Raw genomic sequence first — 17,573 nt, 5'->3', positions numbered from 1 at the left:
GCTTTAAGATCCCTTTTTTTTTATGTTTAGTGTTGCATCACTATAATATCCCAAGTTGCCGCATGCAATCCGACATTTTTTGATAGGTTCGTTCAATGTCATTATCCAAGCCAATCGAAAAACGAATCAAGCCATCGGTCAATCCCATTTCGTGTTGTTCATCCAACGGTATTTCACTGGACGTAGAGGTGCCAGGAGCACTGAATAAGGTTTTATAAAATCCAAGACTTACCGCTAGATAGCCCAAATTATTGTGTTGCATCAATTCCATTAAGGCATTGGCGCGGTCCAACGTTCCGACATCCAACGTCATCATGCCACCATAGCCGTATTCGGAATTCATTTGCCGTGTGAAAAGCGCATGACTGGGGTGACTTTGTAATCCAGGGTAGACTACTTTTAAGCCGTCTTCTTCAAAGCGAGTTGCCAAATAAAGCGCATTATGACTGTGCTGTTTCATACGGATGTGTAAGGTGCGGAGATTTTTTAATATCGAAGCCGAGCGCAAGCTATCCATGGTAGGTCCCAACAGCATGCACGCTCCATCATTGACATTGCGCAAATCATTGATGAATTCTTGCGAACTACAAATAACACCTCCAACCGTATCGGAGCTTCCATTGATAAACTTTGTTAAACTATGAATGACCACATCAGCGCCCCATTGAGCTGGCGCCACCTGTAAGGGTGAAAAGGTATTGTCGACAACGAGTTTTAAGTTATATTTTTTGGCCAACAGAGCTAACCCTTGTATATCGGCGACTTCCAACAACGGATTGCTCACGGTTTCACAATACAAGATTTTGGTTTGCGGAGTAATGGCGGCTTCGACTACATCCAATTTGGTGATGTCTACAAAATGCGTTTGAATCTGCCACTTGGGCAATACATTTTTCATAAACGCATACGTTCCGCCATAGATTGTGCGACTCGAAACGATTTGGTCCCCGCTAGCACAAAGTTGTAATAGTACCGAAGTTATAGCGCCCATTCCCGAGGCGGTTACATTGGCCCCGGTGGTTCCTTCCATAGCGGCGAGGGCCTGACCCAAATACAAATTCATGGGCGAGGAATGCCGCGAGTACAAATAACAGCCCTCGGCATTTCCTTCAAAAGTGTCAAACATGGTCTTGGCCGACAAAAAAGTATAGGTAGAGGAATCCGAAATTGAGGGATTCACGCCACCAAATTCGCCAAAGTATTGCAAGTCTTGAATATGATCGGCCGGATGAAAGGCCTCAGGATGTAAATTTTCCATACGAAATAAGGTGTTGCGAATTCAAATATCAAACTATACTTATAAATTTTCAACATAAATTTTAAATTATAGAAAATGAAACTATAATTTTTGATTAAATTAGATAAATATTTTTATTTTTACGGAAATCTAATCTATTCTCTGAAAATTTATCTGATGGACGCAATCGACAAAAAAATCGTTGGTTTTTTGCAAAATGATGCCCGCATGACCAATAAAGAAATGGCGATAAAATTGCAAATGTCGGTGACGGCTGTCTATGAACGCATTCGAAAAATGGAGCGCGAGGGGGTCATCAAGGGCTATGTAGCCTTATTGGATCGGAAAAAAATTGACCAATCGTTTGTCGTTTTTTGCCATATTAAATTGATCCAACATACCAAAGATTATTTGGTGCGTTTTGAAGCAGAAGTCGTGCAACTCTCCGAGGTTTTGGAGTGTTTTCACGTGAGTGGAGATTATGATTATATTTTAAAAATTGCCGTAAAAGATATGGAGGCTTACCGCGATTTTATGGTAACCAAATTAACGCGTTTGCAACATATTGGGAGTACCCACAGTTCGTTTATGATTGGGGAAATTAAAAATTCTACTGCCTACGAGTTGTAGTTCAAAATGTAAAAATTGAGAAACCCTTTTTTTCTTTTCAATCTGTAGAGGGGAACCCAAAAAACATTCGTAATTTTGCTCTACTATTTGTAAAATACAACAAAAATCAGTTATATGAGTCAGTTTGATATCACGATTATTGGATCAGGTCCCGGCGGTTATGTTGCAGCCATTCGTTGCGCCCAATTGGGATTCAAAACCGCAATTATTGAAAAATACGCTACATTGGGAGGTACCTGTTTAAACGTAGGATGTATTCCCTCCAAAGCCTTGTTGGCCTCTTCACATCATTATGAGGAGTTGCAACATTTTGCCGATCACGGTATTGAAGTGTCTGGGAAAGTGAAGGTTAATTTAGCCAAAATGATTGAACGCAAGCAGCAAGTGGTGGATCAAACCTGTGGTGGGATCAAGTTCTTGATGGATAAAAATAAAATTACTGTATTTGAAGGTGTGGGTTCGTTTGTCGATACCACCCATGTTAATATAGCAAAAAATGACGGTTCAAACGAAGTAATTGAAACGAAGTATGCCATAATTGCTACAGGTTCTAAACCTTCTACGCTGCCCTTTATTTCGGTGGATAAAGAACGTATCATTACGTCTACAGAAGCCTTAAAAATGACCGAAGTACCCAAGCATTTGGTGATTATTGGCGGTGGAGTTATTGGGATTGAATTGGGACAAGTGTATTTGCGTTTGGGCGCTCAAGTGTCTGTCGTAGAATATTTGGATCGAATCATTCCTGGGATGGATGGCGCTTTGTCTAAAGAATTGACCAAAGTGTTGAAAAAACAAGGCATGAAGTTTTATACCTCCCACAAAGTCAAAGAGGTAACCCGTAAAGGGAAAGCCGTGACCGTGAAAGCCGATGATGCCAAAGGAAACGAGTTGGTGTTGGAAGGCGATTACTGTTTGGTGGCCGTAGGGCGTCGTCCGTATACCGACGGATTGAATGCAGCAGCTGCGGGGGTAAAAATTACGGAACGCGGTCAAGTGGAAGTAAACGATCATTTGCAAACGTCGGCTTCCAATATTTATGCTATTGGCGATGTGGTACGTGGTGCTATGTTGGCGCACAAAGCGGAAGAAGAAGGGGTAATGGTAGCCGAATTTATTGCCGGCCAACGTCCCCATATCGATTATAACTTGATTCCAGGGGTAGTCTACACTTGGCCTGAAGTGGCTGGAGTAGGAAAAACCGAAGAGCAATTGAAAGCCGAAGGAATCGCTTACAAAGCGGGGAGTTTTCCCTTTAAAGCCCTGGGTCGTGCGCGTGCCAGTGCCGATTTGGACGGATTTGTAAAAGTTTTAGCCGATGCGAAAACCGATGAAATTTTAGGAATGCACATGATTGGAGCCCGTTGTGCCGATTTGATTGCAGAAGCAGTCGTTGCGATGGAATTCCGGGCATCTGCCGAGGATCTCACGCGAATGTCGCATGCGCATCCAACATTTGCCGAAGCTATTAAAGAAGCCGCGCTTGCTGCAACAGACAATCGCGCCTTGCATGTATAACAGCATTTATTCATTTAACAAACTCCGATGCCATTTCGACATCGGGTTTTTTTTATAACTTCAATCTTCCCCTAGGAGGCACAAACATGTTGCACCATTTCACGGGTCATGGGTTTGTTTAAATATTCTGTAACGGATTTATATTGCTTGATGCGCTCGATATCATCATGATTAATCGAGGAGGTGAGTACATAAATTTGGATGTTTTTTTGCAGGAGTATCGGTTTTTTTTCTAAAGCCTCCAAAAAACCAAATCCGTTGAGAATCGGCATGTTCAAGTCCAAAAAAACCACATACCGTTGGTCAAGAAATTCTTCCATATTTTCAATCGCTTTCAACGCTTCGGTAGCATAATTAAAAAGCGTTACCGACGAAGTGCACGTCCCCATTTCAAGGTACATTTTTCCTAATTTTAAGAAGAGTTCGTCGTCGTCAATAATATAAAAATGAGTTTTCATGGGGTTATTCAAGTTTTTGATTAGGGAATTTTAACGTAAAGGTGGTGCCTTCATTTTTAACCGATTTTACGGTGACGGTACCTTTAAGGTATTGCACCATTTCTTTGATGATATACAGTCCAATCCCATTGCCTTGTGATTTAATCGAGGCGCGATAGAAAAGTTTAAAAATGTTTTCTAAATTTTTTTCATCGATGCCCTCTCCATTATCTTCTATCGTAAAGATACACGAACTTGGGTCGGTGTGAATACTAATTTTGATAAAAGACGTTTCTTCTAGGACAGGTCGCGCATACTTAATCGCATTGGATATCAGATTGTTGACTATCGTACGAATACGAAAAGTGTCCGAATGAAATGGGGTAGTTTCATTGATCGAAAGGTGAATGGGGATTTTTATACCATAAATTACCGAATAATTATGGTAGCTCTCGCGAATCAGCTCCTCCCAGTTTATAGTCGAAAACTTTAAGGCAATCTTTTCATTTTTAGAGAGTTCGTTCAGGTGAATGATGGTACGGTCCAGTCGTTTTAACGTATGTAAAATTTCGGGAAGTTCCTCCAGCACCATCGATTCAGGCAATTGAAGCAAGCCAATACTCGCCAGTAACGGGGCGCGGAAATCATGCGTGATGGCATAAACAATTGCATCGAGTCGCTCGTTAACTTGTTGCAATCGTTCGTTTTTTTGCTTCAAATCGGCAATCATTTTACTGTTATCTTGCAAATTAAGCAAGTTTTGATTCAACATTAACAAGGTGTCAATAGCCGAATCATGTTGCGCAAAATCGGTCACAAACAAATCGTGCTGTTGCAAATCCTCAACCGACATCAACCATGGAGAACCGCAAAACCAGAGTTCATCTTCGTGTTCATGGTGAATGATGAATTGGCCTTTGAATCGAACTTTTTTAGGATGATGGAATAACTCAAGAATGAAAAACTGATCCAAAAATTCAGCAATGGAAGCAAAGGAGTGGGTTATCCCAAAATTGGGACGAATAAACTTAAAATGGTCCTTAAAAGAACCGTTTTCGTGCAAAAGTTTTCCCATACTGCGTCCGTACTCAATAATGTTGAGATCCTTGTCGAGGCGCAAATAAAATGGGAATAATTTTTTTAAGGTTTGCATTTACAGTAGGATTTGGGTAGGATTTTGGGAAAATGCATTTAGAAATGCAGTGAAAAAACACTCTTGTGGTATTCGTCTTCCATAGAGGTATCCATCAATTCTATTGTGGCCGGGGTTTCAAAAAATGTGCTTAGACCCTCCAAAATTCCGGATACAAAAGGATGTAACCCAGGGCGTTTCGAGAAATATTGCAATTCCAAAGTAGTATCCGACACCTCCAATACCTTAAACTCAGGGGGAGTTATTTCGGGATAATACAACATCACTCGGCTGTGAAAGTTGGGTAGATTCACCAAGAACTCGCGCAATCCTTTACCCGCCGAATGTAACAAGGCTGCATATTTTTCGGCCGCAATGGTAAGTACCCAGTACTTTCCAAATTCAAACAACAAGGTCTGAATGTCCATATCCAAGATCTTGGACGCATTGACCACCAAGGCATAGGTAACCGTATCCGAATAATTATGATTGTTATAAAACGTGGTATCAGCGCACTGTGAGGCGATACGAATCTCTTCCCAGGCTTCAGTACCAAAGCGCTGGGAGATTAATCCTTCGATGGCTTGATTAACTACTCCATGCATAGCTTTTTCTTTTTCCTAAAATTAAGAAAAAAAAACTTACAAAAAATAGAAAATTAATAATTTACGATGATTTAACCTTAATTAATATTTTTTTGTAGTAAAAAATGTTAAAACACTTCTTAAAATATCACATATTGCCTCTGATAACTAACAAAGTAGCATTTATAGTTTTTTCATTTCATGCGAGGGCCGATTGTTCCAATTTCGTTCCAATTGTTGCATGAATAACTGGTATTGCAATCCCGCATCTGCGTTTTGGTCTACCACTTGCCGCCATTCTTTAAACTTTTCCTCCTTTTTTTGAAGGTAAAAATAATAGGCCATGCTAGAACCAATTTCACTTTTTAATCCTTTATCCTGTGTTTTTTCCAAACATTGCTGGTAGGTTTTTTCGGCCATCGTTACCATACCCGAATTTAAAAAGGCAAAAGCCAATTCTTTGTAAAATAACGGTTGCGAAGCATCATTTTCGAGGGCTTTGGTCAATAGTGTAATGGTTAAATCATACCTGCGAATGCCGTTGTAACTGTAGGCTAATTCCAGTTCAACCCCACTGTAGTGCGGATTTTTTTCATAAACTTTCTCCAATACCACTTGTGCCCGTTCAAATTCACGATCAGCATTGAGTGCTTTTCCAGTTAGGTAGTTGCGCTGAATTTCATCGGCTACGTAATGGTAGGCAAAACCTTGAGGTTGGAGAGGCAATTTCAATTTTTGACGGTGTTCTTCGCCTAATCGGGCCATTTTAAAATTATATGCCCGTCCCAATCGAATACGATTCAACTCTTGCGTATCAATACCGTCGGGAACAATTTCGGCGGAAGCGCCCAAATGAAAGCTCGAATGATAGTGGAACACAATGCCTTCTTGGGGTGAAACGAATACATAACCCGCAACAAATTGCCCTTGTTTTTTTAGCGAGGGAAAGGCCACCCACTCTTGAACAGCATCTCCGTAATGCACGTCAAACATTAGGTTGGATTCCGTTTGCCCAAACAAACTGAGTCCCGCAAACCAGAAAATTAAACTCCATTTGAACATTATCGAACTTTTAAAAGCGATTGATAATGGCTCCACTGTTGTAAAATTAAGTACAAGTTGGCCCCAAAAGCAAAGAACGCTATCGCTAAATTTTTAGGGTCTAAAAATAGGTGAACCAATGCAATATTAAGACTAATTGGAAGTAAAATTAGAGGTGTGATTCGCGGAAAAATACCGGTGAGCAATGCCAAACCTGCGATTAATTCAATTCCTTTTACCAAGGGCAGTAGGTATTGAGAAGCCACCAAACCCTCCATAAAAACGGCCATTTTTCCCACGGGTTGTTCAGGATTACCTAGGTTAAAAAAATAGGCAATGGAGGCAAATACCATTAAACCACCCAAAAGAATGCGGATAACCGTTGTGGTTACTTTCATAATGCAAACGTTTTATGTACCAAAACTACAAAATAATATAAAACAAAAACCACCGGATCCCTCCGATGGTGTGGTTTTTACTTCCGTGCCCAACGCCGATAGCCCATATATCCTAGTGTGCCTAGAACACCCAGCGGCCAAAAGAGTATGAGAAAAGAGAGTACCTGCTCCAGGGCCGACCATCCTGTTTTTGCATTTTCCCACAGTTGAAAACCCAAGGAGGGACGCAACCGTTCGGGGACATTAAAAAGCGCTTTTCGTTCGTTGAGCACCGCTGGTTCTTGATACAATGCCAAGGTGAGTGTGGCATAACTTACTTTATCGGTTAAAGCCAATTTCTCGATGAATTTACCATCGGCTTGGGCTTGCTTGTCGCTGCGTTCCTTTTCGGCCGCAATGATGGGATTTAAACGGCCTGTATTGCCATCGATTTTTTGCTCCAAACGTTCGGCACTTTTTTGATGCCGCTGCTGCTCAAGCGTTTGATTCAAAAGTTGTAAGGTCACGTCCTCAGCACCCAGTTTTCGGTAATCCAAGTACACAATTTCTTGGGCAATGTGTTGCAAAACCGTAGGTAATTCTTGTTCAGGAATGCGCAACGTGAGCGTGCTTTGGGTATGGTATTGCGTGGTGACCCAAACACTATCGTCGCTAACTTGCGTTTCTTCTTGGCGATCTACAACCGATTCCAAGTCGCTTTGTGTGACAAATCCTCCGGCGCGACTTACTGCTTGTTCAATGCGGTGGGTCGACTGCACTACATTGTTTACTTTAACCCGCGCATCGCCGCTACGGACAAACTTTTTTTCAGAGGAGGCTAAAGGTTTGGCGACTTCACTAGTCATTCCCTTTGATGCTACAGCCACCGAATCTGCAGTTTTTAGGGCTGCGGTGTGTTCGGCTTCATTCTTTTGACACCCCATAAGGGTAATTAACATTCCTGCACTCAACAGGAACAACGCCTTTTTTTTCATACAATAAAATTTAAAGTGATACAATAAGTGATTACGTGTATTTTTATTGCATAAAGTGAGTTAGGAATAAGTAAATACTAAAAATTATAATACGGTTTCAATCGTTAACTATAAAAATCGTGCCAAAGCCAACCCCCGTTTTTATACAACATGAAAATGCATTACTTTTGGCCGTATGCGAACCACCTTTCCTATAGCCATTGAAGCCACCCCATTGTGGAAAAAAAAGTTACTTCAGTATACGCAAGAAGCCCGCGAAGTAGTTTACCTCGAGTCCAATGCACAAACGCATTTGTATAGCGAGTTTGATTGGATTGTAGCGTGGGATGCTTTTACCGTTCGACAAACCGATTCCCATCAAGCATTTGCCGAATTGCAAGCCTATCAGTCTCAAACCCGCGATTGGTTGTTTGGGTATTTAAGTTATGATTTAAAAAACGACACCGAAGACTTGCACTCCCAGCATTACGATGGTTTGGAGTTTCCCGATTTGTTTTTTTTTCAACCCAAAAAAATAATCTACTCCTTTCAAGGTCAGGTTTTTGGTGCGTATTTAAACGGATGGGTTGAGGAATGCGAAGCCGATCTTGCAGCCATTGCGGCACAGTCGTTGACTCCTTCAACAGCGCCTTCTATTCCTTTACAAGCCCGAATCTCAGAACAAGCCTACCATGAGAAATTTAAGGAGCTGTTGCACTACATCCAGCAAGGGGTGATTTATGAAGTGAATTTTTGTATGGAATTTTTTCAAGAAGGCGTACAGCTTAATCCTCAGGAGGCTTTTTTTCAATTGAATGCGCGCTCCGAACCCCCGTTTGCCGTTTTTTTAAAGCAAGATGCGCGCTATTTACTTTCGGCGTCTCCCGAACGTTACTTACGAAAATCGGGCACTACCGTCATTTCGCAACCTATCAAAGGAACGGCGCGACGAGGACAAACGCCAGCGGAAGATGCGCAACTGAAAATCGATTTGCAACACAATGCGAAAGAGCGTTCAGAAAATATCATGATTGTCGATTTGGTCCGTAACGATTTGTCGCGAACCGCCGAAAAGGGCAGTGTTACCGTGGAAGCCTTGTGTGAAGTGTATACCTTTAAGCAAGTACATCAAATGATTTCTACCATTCGCAGCACTGTGGCAGAGGATTGTCCGCCCGTTTCACTTTTACAAACCACCTTTCCCATGGGGAGTATGACGGGAGCCCCCAAAATTGCAGCCATGCAAATCATTGAAAAAGTCGAGGCAACAAAGCGTGGAATTTACAGTGGGGCAGTGGGGTATTTTACTCCCGAGGGTAATTTTGACTTTAATGTGGTGATTCGCAGTATTGCCTACAATGCCCAAAGCGGTTATGTTTCTGTTTCTGTGGGGAGTGCAGTGACCGCCCAAGCCAATGCCAAGGATGAATATGCCGAATGTTTGTTGAAAGCAAAAGCAATGCAAGACGTATTGGGCGGCAAATAAATCCGTATCTTTGGGTATGTTAAACGCGTTTCAACACCATATCAACCAAAATTTTCCATTTTTACAACACCATCGTTGCCTTCTTGCCGTGAGTGGTGGTATCGATAGCATGGTATTGGTTGCCTTGTGCCGCCAGTTGGATTGGACTGTGGGAGTAGCCCATTGTAACTTTGGTTTACGCGGTGCAGAAAGCGATGAGGATGAGATTTTTGTACGAGAGTATTGCCGAGAAAACCGCATTCCTTTTTTTGTCAACCGTTTTAACACGGCTGTTTTTGCCGAAGAAAAAGGCTTATCTATACAGATGACCGCTCGCCAGTTGCGCTACGATTGGTTTGAAACCTTACGAGTGCGAGAAGGATATGATTATGTGTTGACCGCCCACCAAGCCGATGATGTGTTGGAAACATTTTTGATTAATCTCACACGGGGTACGGGATGGGACGGACTTACTGGAATCCCCGCGCAAAACGGAACCATCGTGCGTCCGCTTTTGCCTTTTTCGCGATCTACTATCGAAAATTATGCGGCCGAATACCTTATTTCATGGAGAGAAGATTCGAGCAATGGAAATTCCTACTACCAGCGAAACGCCCTTCGGCATGAAGTGGTCCCTGTTTTAAAAAGCATGAATCCGGCTTTGTTGGAAAATTTTCAAAAAACCTTGTCGTACCTTCAAGAAACGAAAACCTTGGCCGATTGGGCTGTAGCTCACTTTTTGGAACAGCATCTTTCCCAACACGGCAACGAGTTTCATTTGGCTATTCATCCACTCAACAGTGTGCCTTCTTCAAGAGCCTTGTTGTATTATTGGCTTCGAAATTATGGATTTACAGCCTGGGAGGATATTTATCAATTGCCTTATGCCGAAACAGGGAAGCAGGTATTGGCCCCTGATTTTATACTATTCAAAAACCGAACTCACTTGGTTTTGGCGGCGCGGCATGAACCACGGTTAGCGGTGTATACCATTGATCGAACTCAGTTGCATCTTAATTTTCCCCTAAAATTGACGTTTTGTAATGTAAGTGACATTCAAAATGTATCGTCTTCAACTATATTTGTGGACGCTGATTTGCTGGAGTATCCGTTAACGCTTCGCAAATGGCAAGAAGGAGACCTTTTTCATCCCTTTGGATTGCAAGGCACCAAAAAGCTGAGTAAGTTTTTTAAGGATGAAAAGTTCAGCCTGACCGATAAAGAACGGCAGTGGTTGTTGTGCTCTGGAAACAAAATAGTGTGGGTGATTGGCCAACGGGCTGACGACCGCTTCAAAGTAACGGAACAAACACAAACGATACTAAAAATTACCCTTTCCGAATGAAAAATTTTTGCTTAGCGATGCTTGCACTTCTGACCAGCTTCACTGCTTTGGGTCAGATCAAAACCCCTGTTAAATGGACCTCCAAAACCGAAAAACTTTCTGAGAACGAATTTAATTTAATTGCTATCGGAACGATAGAAGAGGGGTGGCATGTATATTCTCAATTTACACCCGAGGGAGGTTCATTGCCCATGGTGCTTACCTTCAAAAACGCCAAAGGCAATTATGAATTAATTGGAAAGGCTAAAGAAAGTCCGTACAAAAAAGTATATAGCGATATTTTTGAGGTCGATGAATACTTGTTCGAACACAAAGTAGTGGTGACCCAAAAGGTAAAAGTGACCAATCCGAAGTTGAAAACAATACAACTTAATCTCGACTATCAGGTCTGTAAAGAGCAGTGTATTAATGATAATAAGCTTTTTACCTTTGAAATACCAGAAATTAATGCCGCGGCTGTGCCTACTTCAACTTCTCCCGAAGATACATTAGTTATGGCTAACGATACCGCCAAAGCTGCCCCCAAGGCCCCCGTTGAAAAATCCATAGCCACAGTTAAATCGGCGAAAGGCGTCATCGAAGATAAAAGTATTTGGTCGATTTTCTTTTTATCTTTTTTAGGCGGATTTGCAGCCTTGCTAACCCCTTGTGTATTTCCAATGATTCCAATGACCGTGAGTTTTTTTACCAAGCAGAGCAAGAATAAAGCCCAAGGGAAAAAGAACGCGATCATTTATGGCGTTTCCATTATTTTGATTTACATCCTACTTGGATCTCTAGTTACCGCTATTTTTGGGGCAGATGCGCTTAATGCTTTGTCCACGAATGTATGGTTTAACCTTATATTTTTTGCTTTATTACTCTTCTTTGCGGCTTCATTTTTGGGCGCTTTTGAGATTGTATTGCCTAATTCGTGGGCCAATAAAGTAGACCGTCAAGCGGATCGTGGGGGATTGATTGGAATTTTATTCATGGCTCTCGCTTTGGCTATCGTTTCGTTCTCTTGTACGGGTCCCATTGTGGGTACCTTACTTGTGCAAGCAGCCTCCAAAGGCGGTTTAGCACCACTTATTGGGATGTTGGGTTTCTCTTCAGCGTTGGCTTTGCCGTTTATGTTATTTGCTTTATTTCCCGGATGGATGAATTCGTTGCCTAAGTCTGGCGGCTGGTTGAATACGGTGAAAGTATCCCTTGGATTTTTGGAATTGGCTTTGGCTTTTAAATTCTTATCCAATGCCGATTTGGTCTTGCAAAAACATTACTTTGAACGCGAATTATTTTTAGCGGTTTGGATTATTATTTTTGGAGCTTGGGCGGTGTATTTGTTTGGAAAATTAACTTTACCCCACGATAGTCCCGTCACCCATTTATCGGTAGGACGACTTTTTATGGCTCTACTAGTTTCTATTTTTACCTTGTATTTAGTCCCAGGATTGTGGGGCGCTCCTTTAAAACTCATCTCAGGGTTTCCACCTCCAATGCACTACAGTGAAAGTCCCAACGGATTGGCAGGGGGTACACATACAGCAACAGGTACTTTGCCTACGGGTGCACATGTAGGCCCTCACGGAATAATCGCTTTTGATGATTACGAAACAGGATTGGCATATGCTAAAAAAGTAAACAAACCTGTGCTTGTTGATTTTACGGGTGATGCTTGTGTAAACTGTCGTAAAATGGAAGATTTTGTATGGTCCTCTGATAAAATTTTACCTACATTAAAAGAAAAAGTGGTCCTTATATCATTAATTTGTGACCGAAAAATTGAATTGCCAAAAGCACAACAATACATCTCAAAAACTACGGGAAAAGAGATAATAACAATTGGTAACAAATGGAGTGATTTTCAGATTACACGTTACCAAAACAATGCTCAACCCTTGTATGTTATTCAATCACCCGAGGGCAAAGATCTCAGTGCTCCCGTGGGGTACACCCCCGATATTCAAGAGTATCAAAAGTGGTTGGAAGACGGTATTAAAAACTTCAAATAAAACGAAAATCCCAAGTGCTCCTTGGGATTTTTTTTAATCTTCTTCTTCCAATTCAAAGATTTCTTCTACCGGTTGTTCAAAAAAACGACTCAATTTTAGTGCCAACACCGTAGAGGGAACGTATTTACCTTTTTCCATCGCATTAATCGTTTGCCGACTGACTTCAATTTGTTTCGCCAATTCTTCTTGTGAAATGTTTTTGATGGCCCGTAAGATTTTTAATTTATTCTTCATGATCAGCCGATTTTGATACGCAATAGATACGGTAATGAAAACGCAAGATAAAAAAGAATAACAAGGTAAATAAATTATGAATCAGCACATTCATGTACGCTACTCCAAAAACAAAAAGCGTGGTAAACAAAATGATTCCGTAGTTGAGGTAAGTTGCCCAAACCAAACTCTCATAGCGAAGGCTGGCAATCATTTCATCCTCATTTTTCATTTTTGAAAATCCTACCAAAAGTCCACCCCCAATAACCATTACCGTCAAAAGTTCGTCTGCAATCCCATTTTCCACCCATTCAAACCAACCCGAGGTTCCCAGAAAAGGATCACTATACAACGCCCAAACTTGGGTTTGTAACAAATCATCTATGCTAAGGTTCAAAAACGAACCAATAAGCACCAAAATAATCCCAGGAATGAAAAGCAACCATCCCACAATTTTCCATGAATTTGGAAATAAAAAATTTGTTTTCATCGTAAAATAATTAAAAAGAACATTTCAAATGTAAAGTATGTTTTACATATAGACAAATAAAATTTACAAAAAGTTAATTTTATTTTACTTTATAACCTCCGAGGTATTGATTTTGTGACCAAATCACCCGCAGCTGTTTTATTTCTAGAAAAAATAAGTACCTTCGTAGTTCAAGTATTAGCCTAATTTAAATTACATGCCATGTTAGTAAAAGTTTTTGGTAGCGCCGTCTTTGGCGTAGAAGCCACCACCATCACTGTAGAAGTTAACGTTGACAAAGGAATCGGGTACCATTTGGTGGGTCTCCCCGACAATGCCATCAAAGAGAGCAGTTACCGCATAGCGGCCGCATTGAAAAATAACGGATACGAATTGCCCGGTAAAAAAATCACTATCAATATGGCTCCTGCTGATTTACGCAAAGAGGGTTCGGCTTACGACCTGACCTTAGCTTTGGGAATTTTGGTAGCCAGTGGCCAATTGCAAACCGATTTTTTGGATCAATACATCATTATGGGCGAATTGTCCCTCGACGGTGGCTTGCAACCCATACGTGGGGCTCTTCCCATTGCCATTAAAGCACGAGAGGAAGGTTTTAAAGGAATTCTTTTGCCGCAACAAAACGCCCAAGAAGCGGCCATAGTCGATGATTTGGAAGTTTATGGTATTGAAAATGTCTTACAAGTCATTGATTTTTTTTCGGGAACATCTACGCTCGAACCCGTTACGGTCAATACGCGGGATACATTTTTTCAAGCCATAGAATTTCCTGAATTTGATTTTGCCGATGTCAAAGGACAAGAATCCATCAAACGGTGTATGGAAATTGCTGCTGCTGGTGGGCATAATATTATTCTCATCGGTCCCCCTGGTGCGGGGAAAACAATGTTGGCCAAACGATTGCCAAGTATTTTACCTCCAATGACCCTTCGCGAAGCGCTTGAAACCACCAAAATTCATAGTGTGGCAGGGAAAATCAAAGAGGTGGGACTCATCAGCCAACGCCCCTTTCGGAATCCGCATCACACCGCCTCGAGCGTATCCTTGGTAGGAGGAGGGAGCTACCCGCAACCGGGGGAAATTTCTTTGGCGCACAATGGTGTTCTTTTTTTGGATGAATTGCCCGAGTTCAAACGGGAAGTGCTCGAAGTAATGCGGCAACCGCTCGAGGATCGGGAAGTTACCATTTCACGGGCGAAGTTCACCATCACGTATCCGTCCTCTTTCATGTTGGTGGCGAGCATGAATCCGAGTCCAGGGGGATTTTTTAACGATCCCGATGCGCCCATAACGACCTCACCCGCCGAAATGCAGCGCTATTTGAGTAAAATCTCGGGGCCTTTACTCGACCGCATTGACATCCATATTGAAGTTACCCCAGTGCCGTTTGACAAGTTGGCCGATACCCGCCGCGCAGAGAGCAGTACGGTGATTCGTCAGCGGGTTATGGCGGCACGGGATATACAAACCCAACGTTTTGCCGAATATCCCAATATTCATTACAATGCACAAATGAGCACGCAATTAATTCGAACCTATTGTGAATTGGATGCATCCTCCTTAACTTTGCTCAAAAGCGCGATGGAACGACTCAATTTGTCGGCCCGTGCCTATGATCGAATTTTAAAAGTAGCCCGAACCATTGCCGATTTGGAGGCCCATCCCAAGGTAGAAGCAGCGCACATTGCCGAAGCCATTCAATACCGCAGTTTGGATCGCGACGGATGGTTAGGGTAAACCCTATGACTATGAAATATTTGTTTTTTTTTATCGGGTTGACCATGATGTCGTTGCAAGCCCAAGAGGTGCCTAAGGTAGTGTCGGGAACCCTAGAGCGATTAGCCGATTTTCCGTCCCAATATGTAACCGCCCGCCATGTCGATGTGTGGTTGCCTGAAGGCTATACAGAAGCTAAAAAGTATAGTGTACTCTACATGCACGACGGGCAAATGTTATACGATCCCAACACCACTTGGAACAAGCAGGCTTGGGAGGTCGATAACCTATTGAGTGAACTTGCTCTAACCGGAAAAATTCAGGATTGTATTGTCGTTGGGGTGTGGAATGGGGGCGTAACGCGTCATGTGGATTATTTTCCGCAAAAACCCTTTGAGCAGTTGACAGCGCGGCAACAAGATTCGCTCTACCAGGTAAACCGTCCCAATGGGAATTCGGTTTTTCAAAACCAACGCGTGCAATCGGATAAGTATTTGAAGTTTTTGGTGAAAGAACTCAAACCCTACATCGATCGCCATTATGCGGTTTATACCGATGCGGCCCATACGTTTATAGCGGGCAGTAGTATGGGCGGGTTGATATCGATGTATGCGCTCTGTGAGTATCCCAAGGTATTCGGGGGTGCTGCCTGTTTATCGACGCACTGGCCTGGTGTTTTTTCGATGGAAAACAATCCAATTCCAGCCCAATTTATTGCGTATTTGCAAAAGCATTTACCCAAGGCCAATTCCCGAAAAATCTATTTTGATTTCGGGACCGCTACTTTAGATGCGCTCTACGAACCTGTTCAACGACAAGTCGATGCAGTGATGCGTGCTAAAGGTTGGAACGAATCGCATTGGATAACCCGTAAGTTTGAAGGCGAAGACCATAGCGAATTGGCTTGGCAAAAACGATTGGCAATCCCTGTGCAATTTTTATTGGGCCGTTAACGGAATTTGTAATACCGCGCTCCAACCAAAACAGGATTCTCCTTTTCGATGCGATCCAGTACAAAACCTTGTGGGGTACCCACCGGTTGATCTATTTCCTTTTTGTGTAATTTTTCGTAGGTGTGAAAATCAATGGCTTTGCGTTGGTCTAGGGATTCAAACAAACGAACCGCTTGAATCGCCTCCCGCCAACCGGGTTGTATTTGTCCTTCAAAAACTTTGGCTTTCGAGCCGCTACCGTAGGCAATGAAGCCAACCTTTTGCCCTTCAAGTTCCTCGGTTTGTGTCGCTGCCTGACTCAATCCTGAGAGCATTCCAAGGAAGATAGACCCCGTGTAGAGATTCCCCATCACCCCGGAGGCTTTTTCACTCGGTGCAATTTTTTGAGCGACCAAAGAGCGATACGCTTCACTTTTGGCAATTGCTTTCAAGTCCTCAGCGCCCGTTACTTCAGGATGTTTCTCTTGGGCATAGATACTGCTAAACGTGCGACGGGCTTGGAAGCAATAGGGCAAATGCATAAACAATTGCGCCCAACCTTCAAAGTGAATTCCTTCTTGGGGGCGTAATTCCTTAAAATGGTGATAGGCTTCGGTGATGCGGTTGATGTAACAGGTATTGGAATATTGACCATCAAATACGGGTTGTTCTTTGTAAAGCGTTACCTCATTTTCCAAAACCCCCATCCATTCGGGGTTGTCATTTGCACCTGTAATTAAGGATTTTGACACCGTTTGACGGGGTTTGAAAAAATCAAATACCCCTTCCGTAGCAATGCCGGTTACATTGTCTAGCGCTACAATACGCGGTTGAGCGCTAATTAACAAGGCTAGTGCTCCAGCGCCTTGGGTATATTCTCCCGAGGAACCCAAATCGTATTTGGCAATATCGGAAGTGACGACTATGGCTTTTTGCGTAGGGTGGAGCCGCACAAAATCGATACAACTTTGTAAAGCATCGACACCGCCAATGCAAGCGAATGTGTGATCTACGGTGTCACAATGTTTGAAAGCTCGTGTTCCATAACGGGATTCAAGCAACGAAATGATGTACGAGCCAATGGGTTTTGAACTGTCAACACCGCTTTCGCTACCCACGTAAATTCGGGCAATCGACTCGGGAGTCAATTGCGTTTGTTCCAACAAACGATGCACTGCATTGGCCGCAAAGGTGACCACATCTTGCGAAACATCGGGAATAGCCATTTGAAGTAGTCCCAATCCTTGCGTGAGCTTATCAGCTTCGATGTGGCGATTTTGAGCCAATTCGGGTATGGGAAGGTAGAGTTGAGGGAAATCAAACGCGATGAAATCAATACCAATATGCATAGCTTTTTTTGGGTAAAATTACAGCGCTAAAAGTAAAATTGTCTATAGGATTTCCTAAAAATGAGGCTAATTTTATCGAATTATGACATCGTTAAAATTGCCATTTCAAAAATGGGAGAATGATAAAAATGAGGGTGAT

17 protein-coding genes are annotated in these 17,573 nt (G+C 42.4%); 7 read left to right on the top strand and 10 right to left on the bottom strand.

The genetic code is table 11. The features are described 5' to 3' along the window. Positions 1–40: 40 nt before the first annotated feature. Positions 41–1,258, bottom strand: a complete 1,218-nt coding sequence (locus BUC17_RS11135) for an aminotransferase class I/II-fold pyridoxal phosphate-dependent enzyme (protein WP_073364429.1) — start codon at positions 1,256–1,258, stop codon at positions 41–43. A gap of 156 nt (positions 1,259–1,414) precedes the next feature. On the opposite strand from BUC17_RS11135, the gene BUC17_RS11130 reads away from it, so the two are divergent. Next, positions 1,415–1,867 carry an Lrp/AsnC family transcriptional regulator gene (locus tag BUC17_RS11130; RefSeq protein WP_073364427.1) on the top strand — a complete coding sequence of 151 codons (453 nt, stop codon included), beginning with the start codon at positions 1,415–1,417 and terminating at the stop codon, positions 1,865–1,867. 114 nt (positions 1,868–1,981) lie between these two features. Further along, positions 1,982–3,385: a dihydrolipoyl dehydrogenase gene (gene lpdA, locus BUC17_RS11125; RefSeq protein ID WP_073364424.1), complete on the top strand. Its 1,404-nt coding sequence runs from the start codon at positions 1,982–1,984 to the stop codon at positions 3,383–3,385. A 71-nt stretch (positions 3,386–3,456) separates the two neighbouring features. Here the strand turns inward: lpdA and BUC17_RS11120 are convergent, their stop codons facing one another. The 6 genes from BUC17_RS11120 to BUC17_RS11095 form a co-directional block, all read right to left on the bottom strand. Then, the gene (locus BUC17_RS11120) at positions 3,457–3,843 is read right to left on the bottom strand and encodes a response regulator (protein WP_073364422.1); all 387 of its coding nucleotides are present in this window, start codon (positions 3,841–3,843) and stop codon (positions 3,457–3,459) included. A 4-nt stretch (positions 3,844–3,847) separates the two neighbouring features. After that, positions 3,848–4,975 carry an ATP-binding protein gene (locus BUC17_RS11115; protein WP_073364419.1) on the bottom strand — a complete coding sequence of 376 codons (1,128 nt, stop codon included), beginning with the start codon at positions 4,973–4,975 and terminating at the stop codon, positions 3,848–3,850. A 38-nt stretch (positions 4,976–5,013) separates the two neighbouring features. Further along, positions 5,014–5,559, bottom strand: coding sequence for a heme NO-binding domain-containing protein (locus tag BUC17_RS11110; protein WP_073364416.1), 546 nt, complete (start codon positions 5,557–5,559; stop codon positions 5,014–5,016). A 162-nt stretch (positions 5,560–5,721) separates the two neighbouring features. After that, the gene (locus BUC17_RS11105) at positions 5,722–6,600 is read right to left on the bottom strand and encodes a hypothetical protein (protein ID WP_073364414.1); all 879 of its coding nucleotides are present in this window, start codon (positions 6,598–6,600) and stop codon (positions 5,722–5,724) included. Beyond that, the gene (locus tag BUC17_RS11100; RefSeq protein WP_073364411.1) at positions 6,600–6,977 is read right to left on the bottom strand and encodes a DoxX family membrane protein; all 378 of its coding nucleotides are present in this window, start codon (positions 6,975–6,977) and stop codon (positions 6,600–6,602) included. Before BUC17_RS11100 ends, BUC17_RS11105 begins: the two co-directional genes overlap by 1 nt. A 77-nt stretch (positions 6,978–7,054) precedes the next feature. Next, positions 7,055–7,951, bottom strand: coding sequence for a DUF4349 domain-containing protein (locus BUC17_RS11095; RefSeq protein ID WP_073364408.1), 897 nt, complete (start codon positions 7,949–7,951; stop codon positions 7,055–7,057). Between the two features lie 175 nt (positions 7,952–8,126). Here BUC17_RS11095 and BUC17_RS11090 point away from each other — a divergent pair, with 175 nt between their 5' ends. From BUC17_RS11090 to BUC17_RS11080, 3 genes are read left to right on the top strand one after another with little or no spacing between them, the layout of a single operon-like run. Continuing rightward, positions 8,127–9,416 carry an anthranilate synthase component I family protein gene (locus BUC17_RS11090; protein WP_073364405.1) on the top strand — a complete coding sequence of 430 codons (1,290 nt, stop codon included), beginning with the start codon at positions 8,127–8,129 and terminating at the stop codon, positions 9,414–9,416. A gap of 16 nt (positions 9,417–9,432) precedes the next feature. Next, positions 9,433–10,740 (top strand): tRNA lysidine(34) synthetase TilS, encoded by a 1,308-nt coding sequence (tilS, locus tag BUC17_RS11085; protein ID WP_073364403.1) that lies wholly within the window; start codon positions 9,433–9,435, stop codon positions 10,738–10,740. Next, positions 10,737–12,734 (top strand): protein-disulfide reductase DsbD family protein, encoded by a 1,998-nt coding sequence (locus BUC17_RS11080; protein ID WP_073364400.1) that lies wholly within the window; start codon positions 10,737–10,739, stop codon positions 12,732–12,734. Before tilS ends, BUC17_RS11080 begins: the two co-directional genes overlap by 4 nt. Positions 12,735–12,767: 33 nt before the next feature. On the opposite strand, the gene BUC17_RS11075 is transcribed toward BUC17_RS11080, so the two are convergent. Next, on the bottom strand, positions 12,768–12,968 hold the full coding sequence (locus BUC17_RS11075) for a helix-turn-helix transcriptional regulator (RefSeq protein WP_073364397.1): 201 nt from the start codon (positions 12,966–12,968) through the stop codon (positions 12,768–12,770). Next, the gene (locus BUC17_RS11070; RefSeq protein ID WP_073364394.1) at positions 12,958–13,437 is read right to left on the bottom strand and encodes a hypothetical protein; all 480 of its coding nucleotides are present in this window, start codon (positions 13,435–13,437) and stop codon (positions 12,958–12,960) included. Before BUC17_RS11070 ends, BUC17_RS11075 begins: the two co-directional genes overlap by 11 nt. Positions 13,438–13,638: 201 nt before the next feature. Between BUC17_RS11070 and BUC17_RS11065 the strand changes: the two genes are divergently transcribed. Continuing rightward, complete coding sequence (locus tag BUC17_RS11065; RefSeq protein ID WP_073364391.1) at positions 13,639–15,174, top strand: YifB family Mg chelatase-like AAA ATPase; 1,536 nt, start codon at positions 13,639–13,641, stop codon at positions 15,172–15,174. Between the two features lie 11 nt (positions 15,175–15,185). Beyond that, the gene (locus BUC17_RS11060) at positions 15,186–16,106 is read left to right on the top strand and encodes an alpha/beta hydrolase (protein WP_073364388.1); all 921 of its coding nucleotides are present in this window, start codon (positions 15,186–15,188) and stop codon (positions 16,104–16,106) included. Here BUC17_RS11060 and BUC17_RS11055 read toward each other — a convergent pair. Beyond that, positions 16,103–17,434 (bottom strand): hydroxymethylglutaryl-CoA synthase family protein, encoded by a 1,332-nt coding sequence (locus tag BUC17_RS11055; RefSeq protein ID WP_073364385.1) that lies wholly within the window; start codon positions 17,432–17,434, stop codon positions 16,103–16,105. The genes BUC17_RS11060 and BUC17_RS11055 overlap by 4 nt on opposite strands. Positions 17,435–17,573 lie beyond the last annotated feature (139 nt).

The sequence above is a fragment of the Flavobacterium fontis genome, assembly GCF_900129405.1.
Lineage (GTDB): Bacteria > Bacteroidota > Bacteroidia > Flavobacteriales > Flavobacteriaceae > Flavobacterium > Flavobacterium fontis.
The sequence above is the reverse complement of the archived record's forward strand: the minus strand, read 5'-3'. Positions and strand labels throughout refer to the sequence as shown.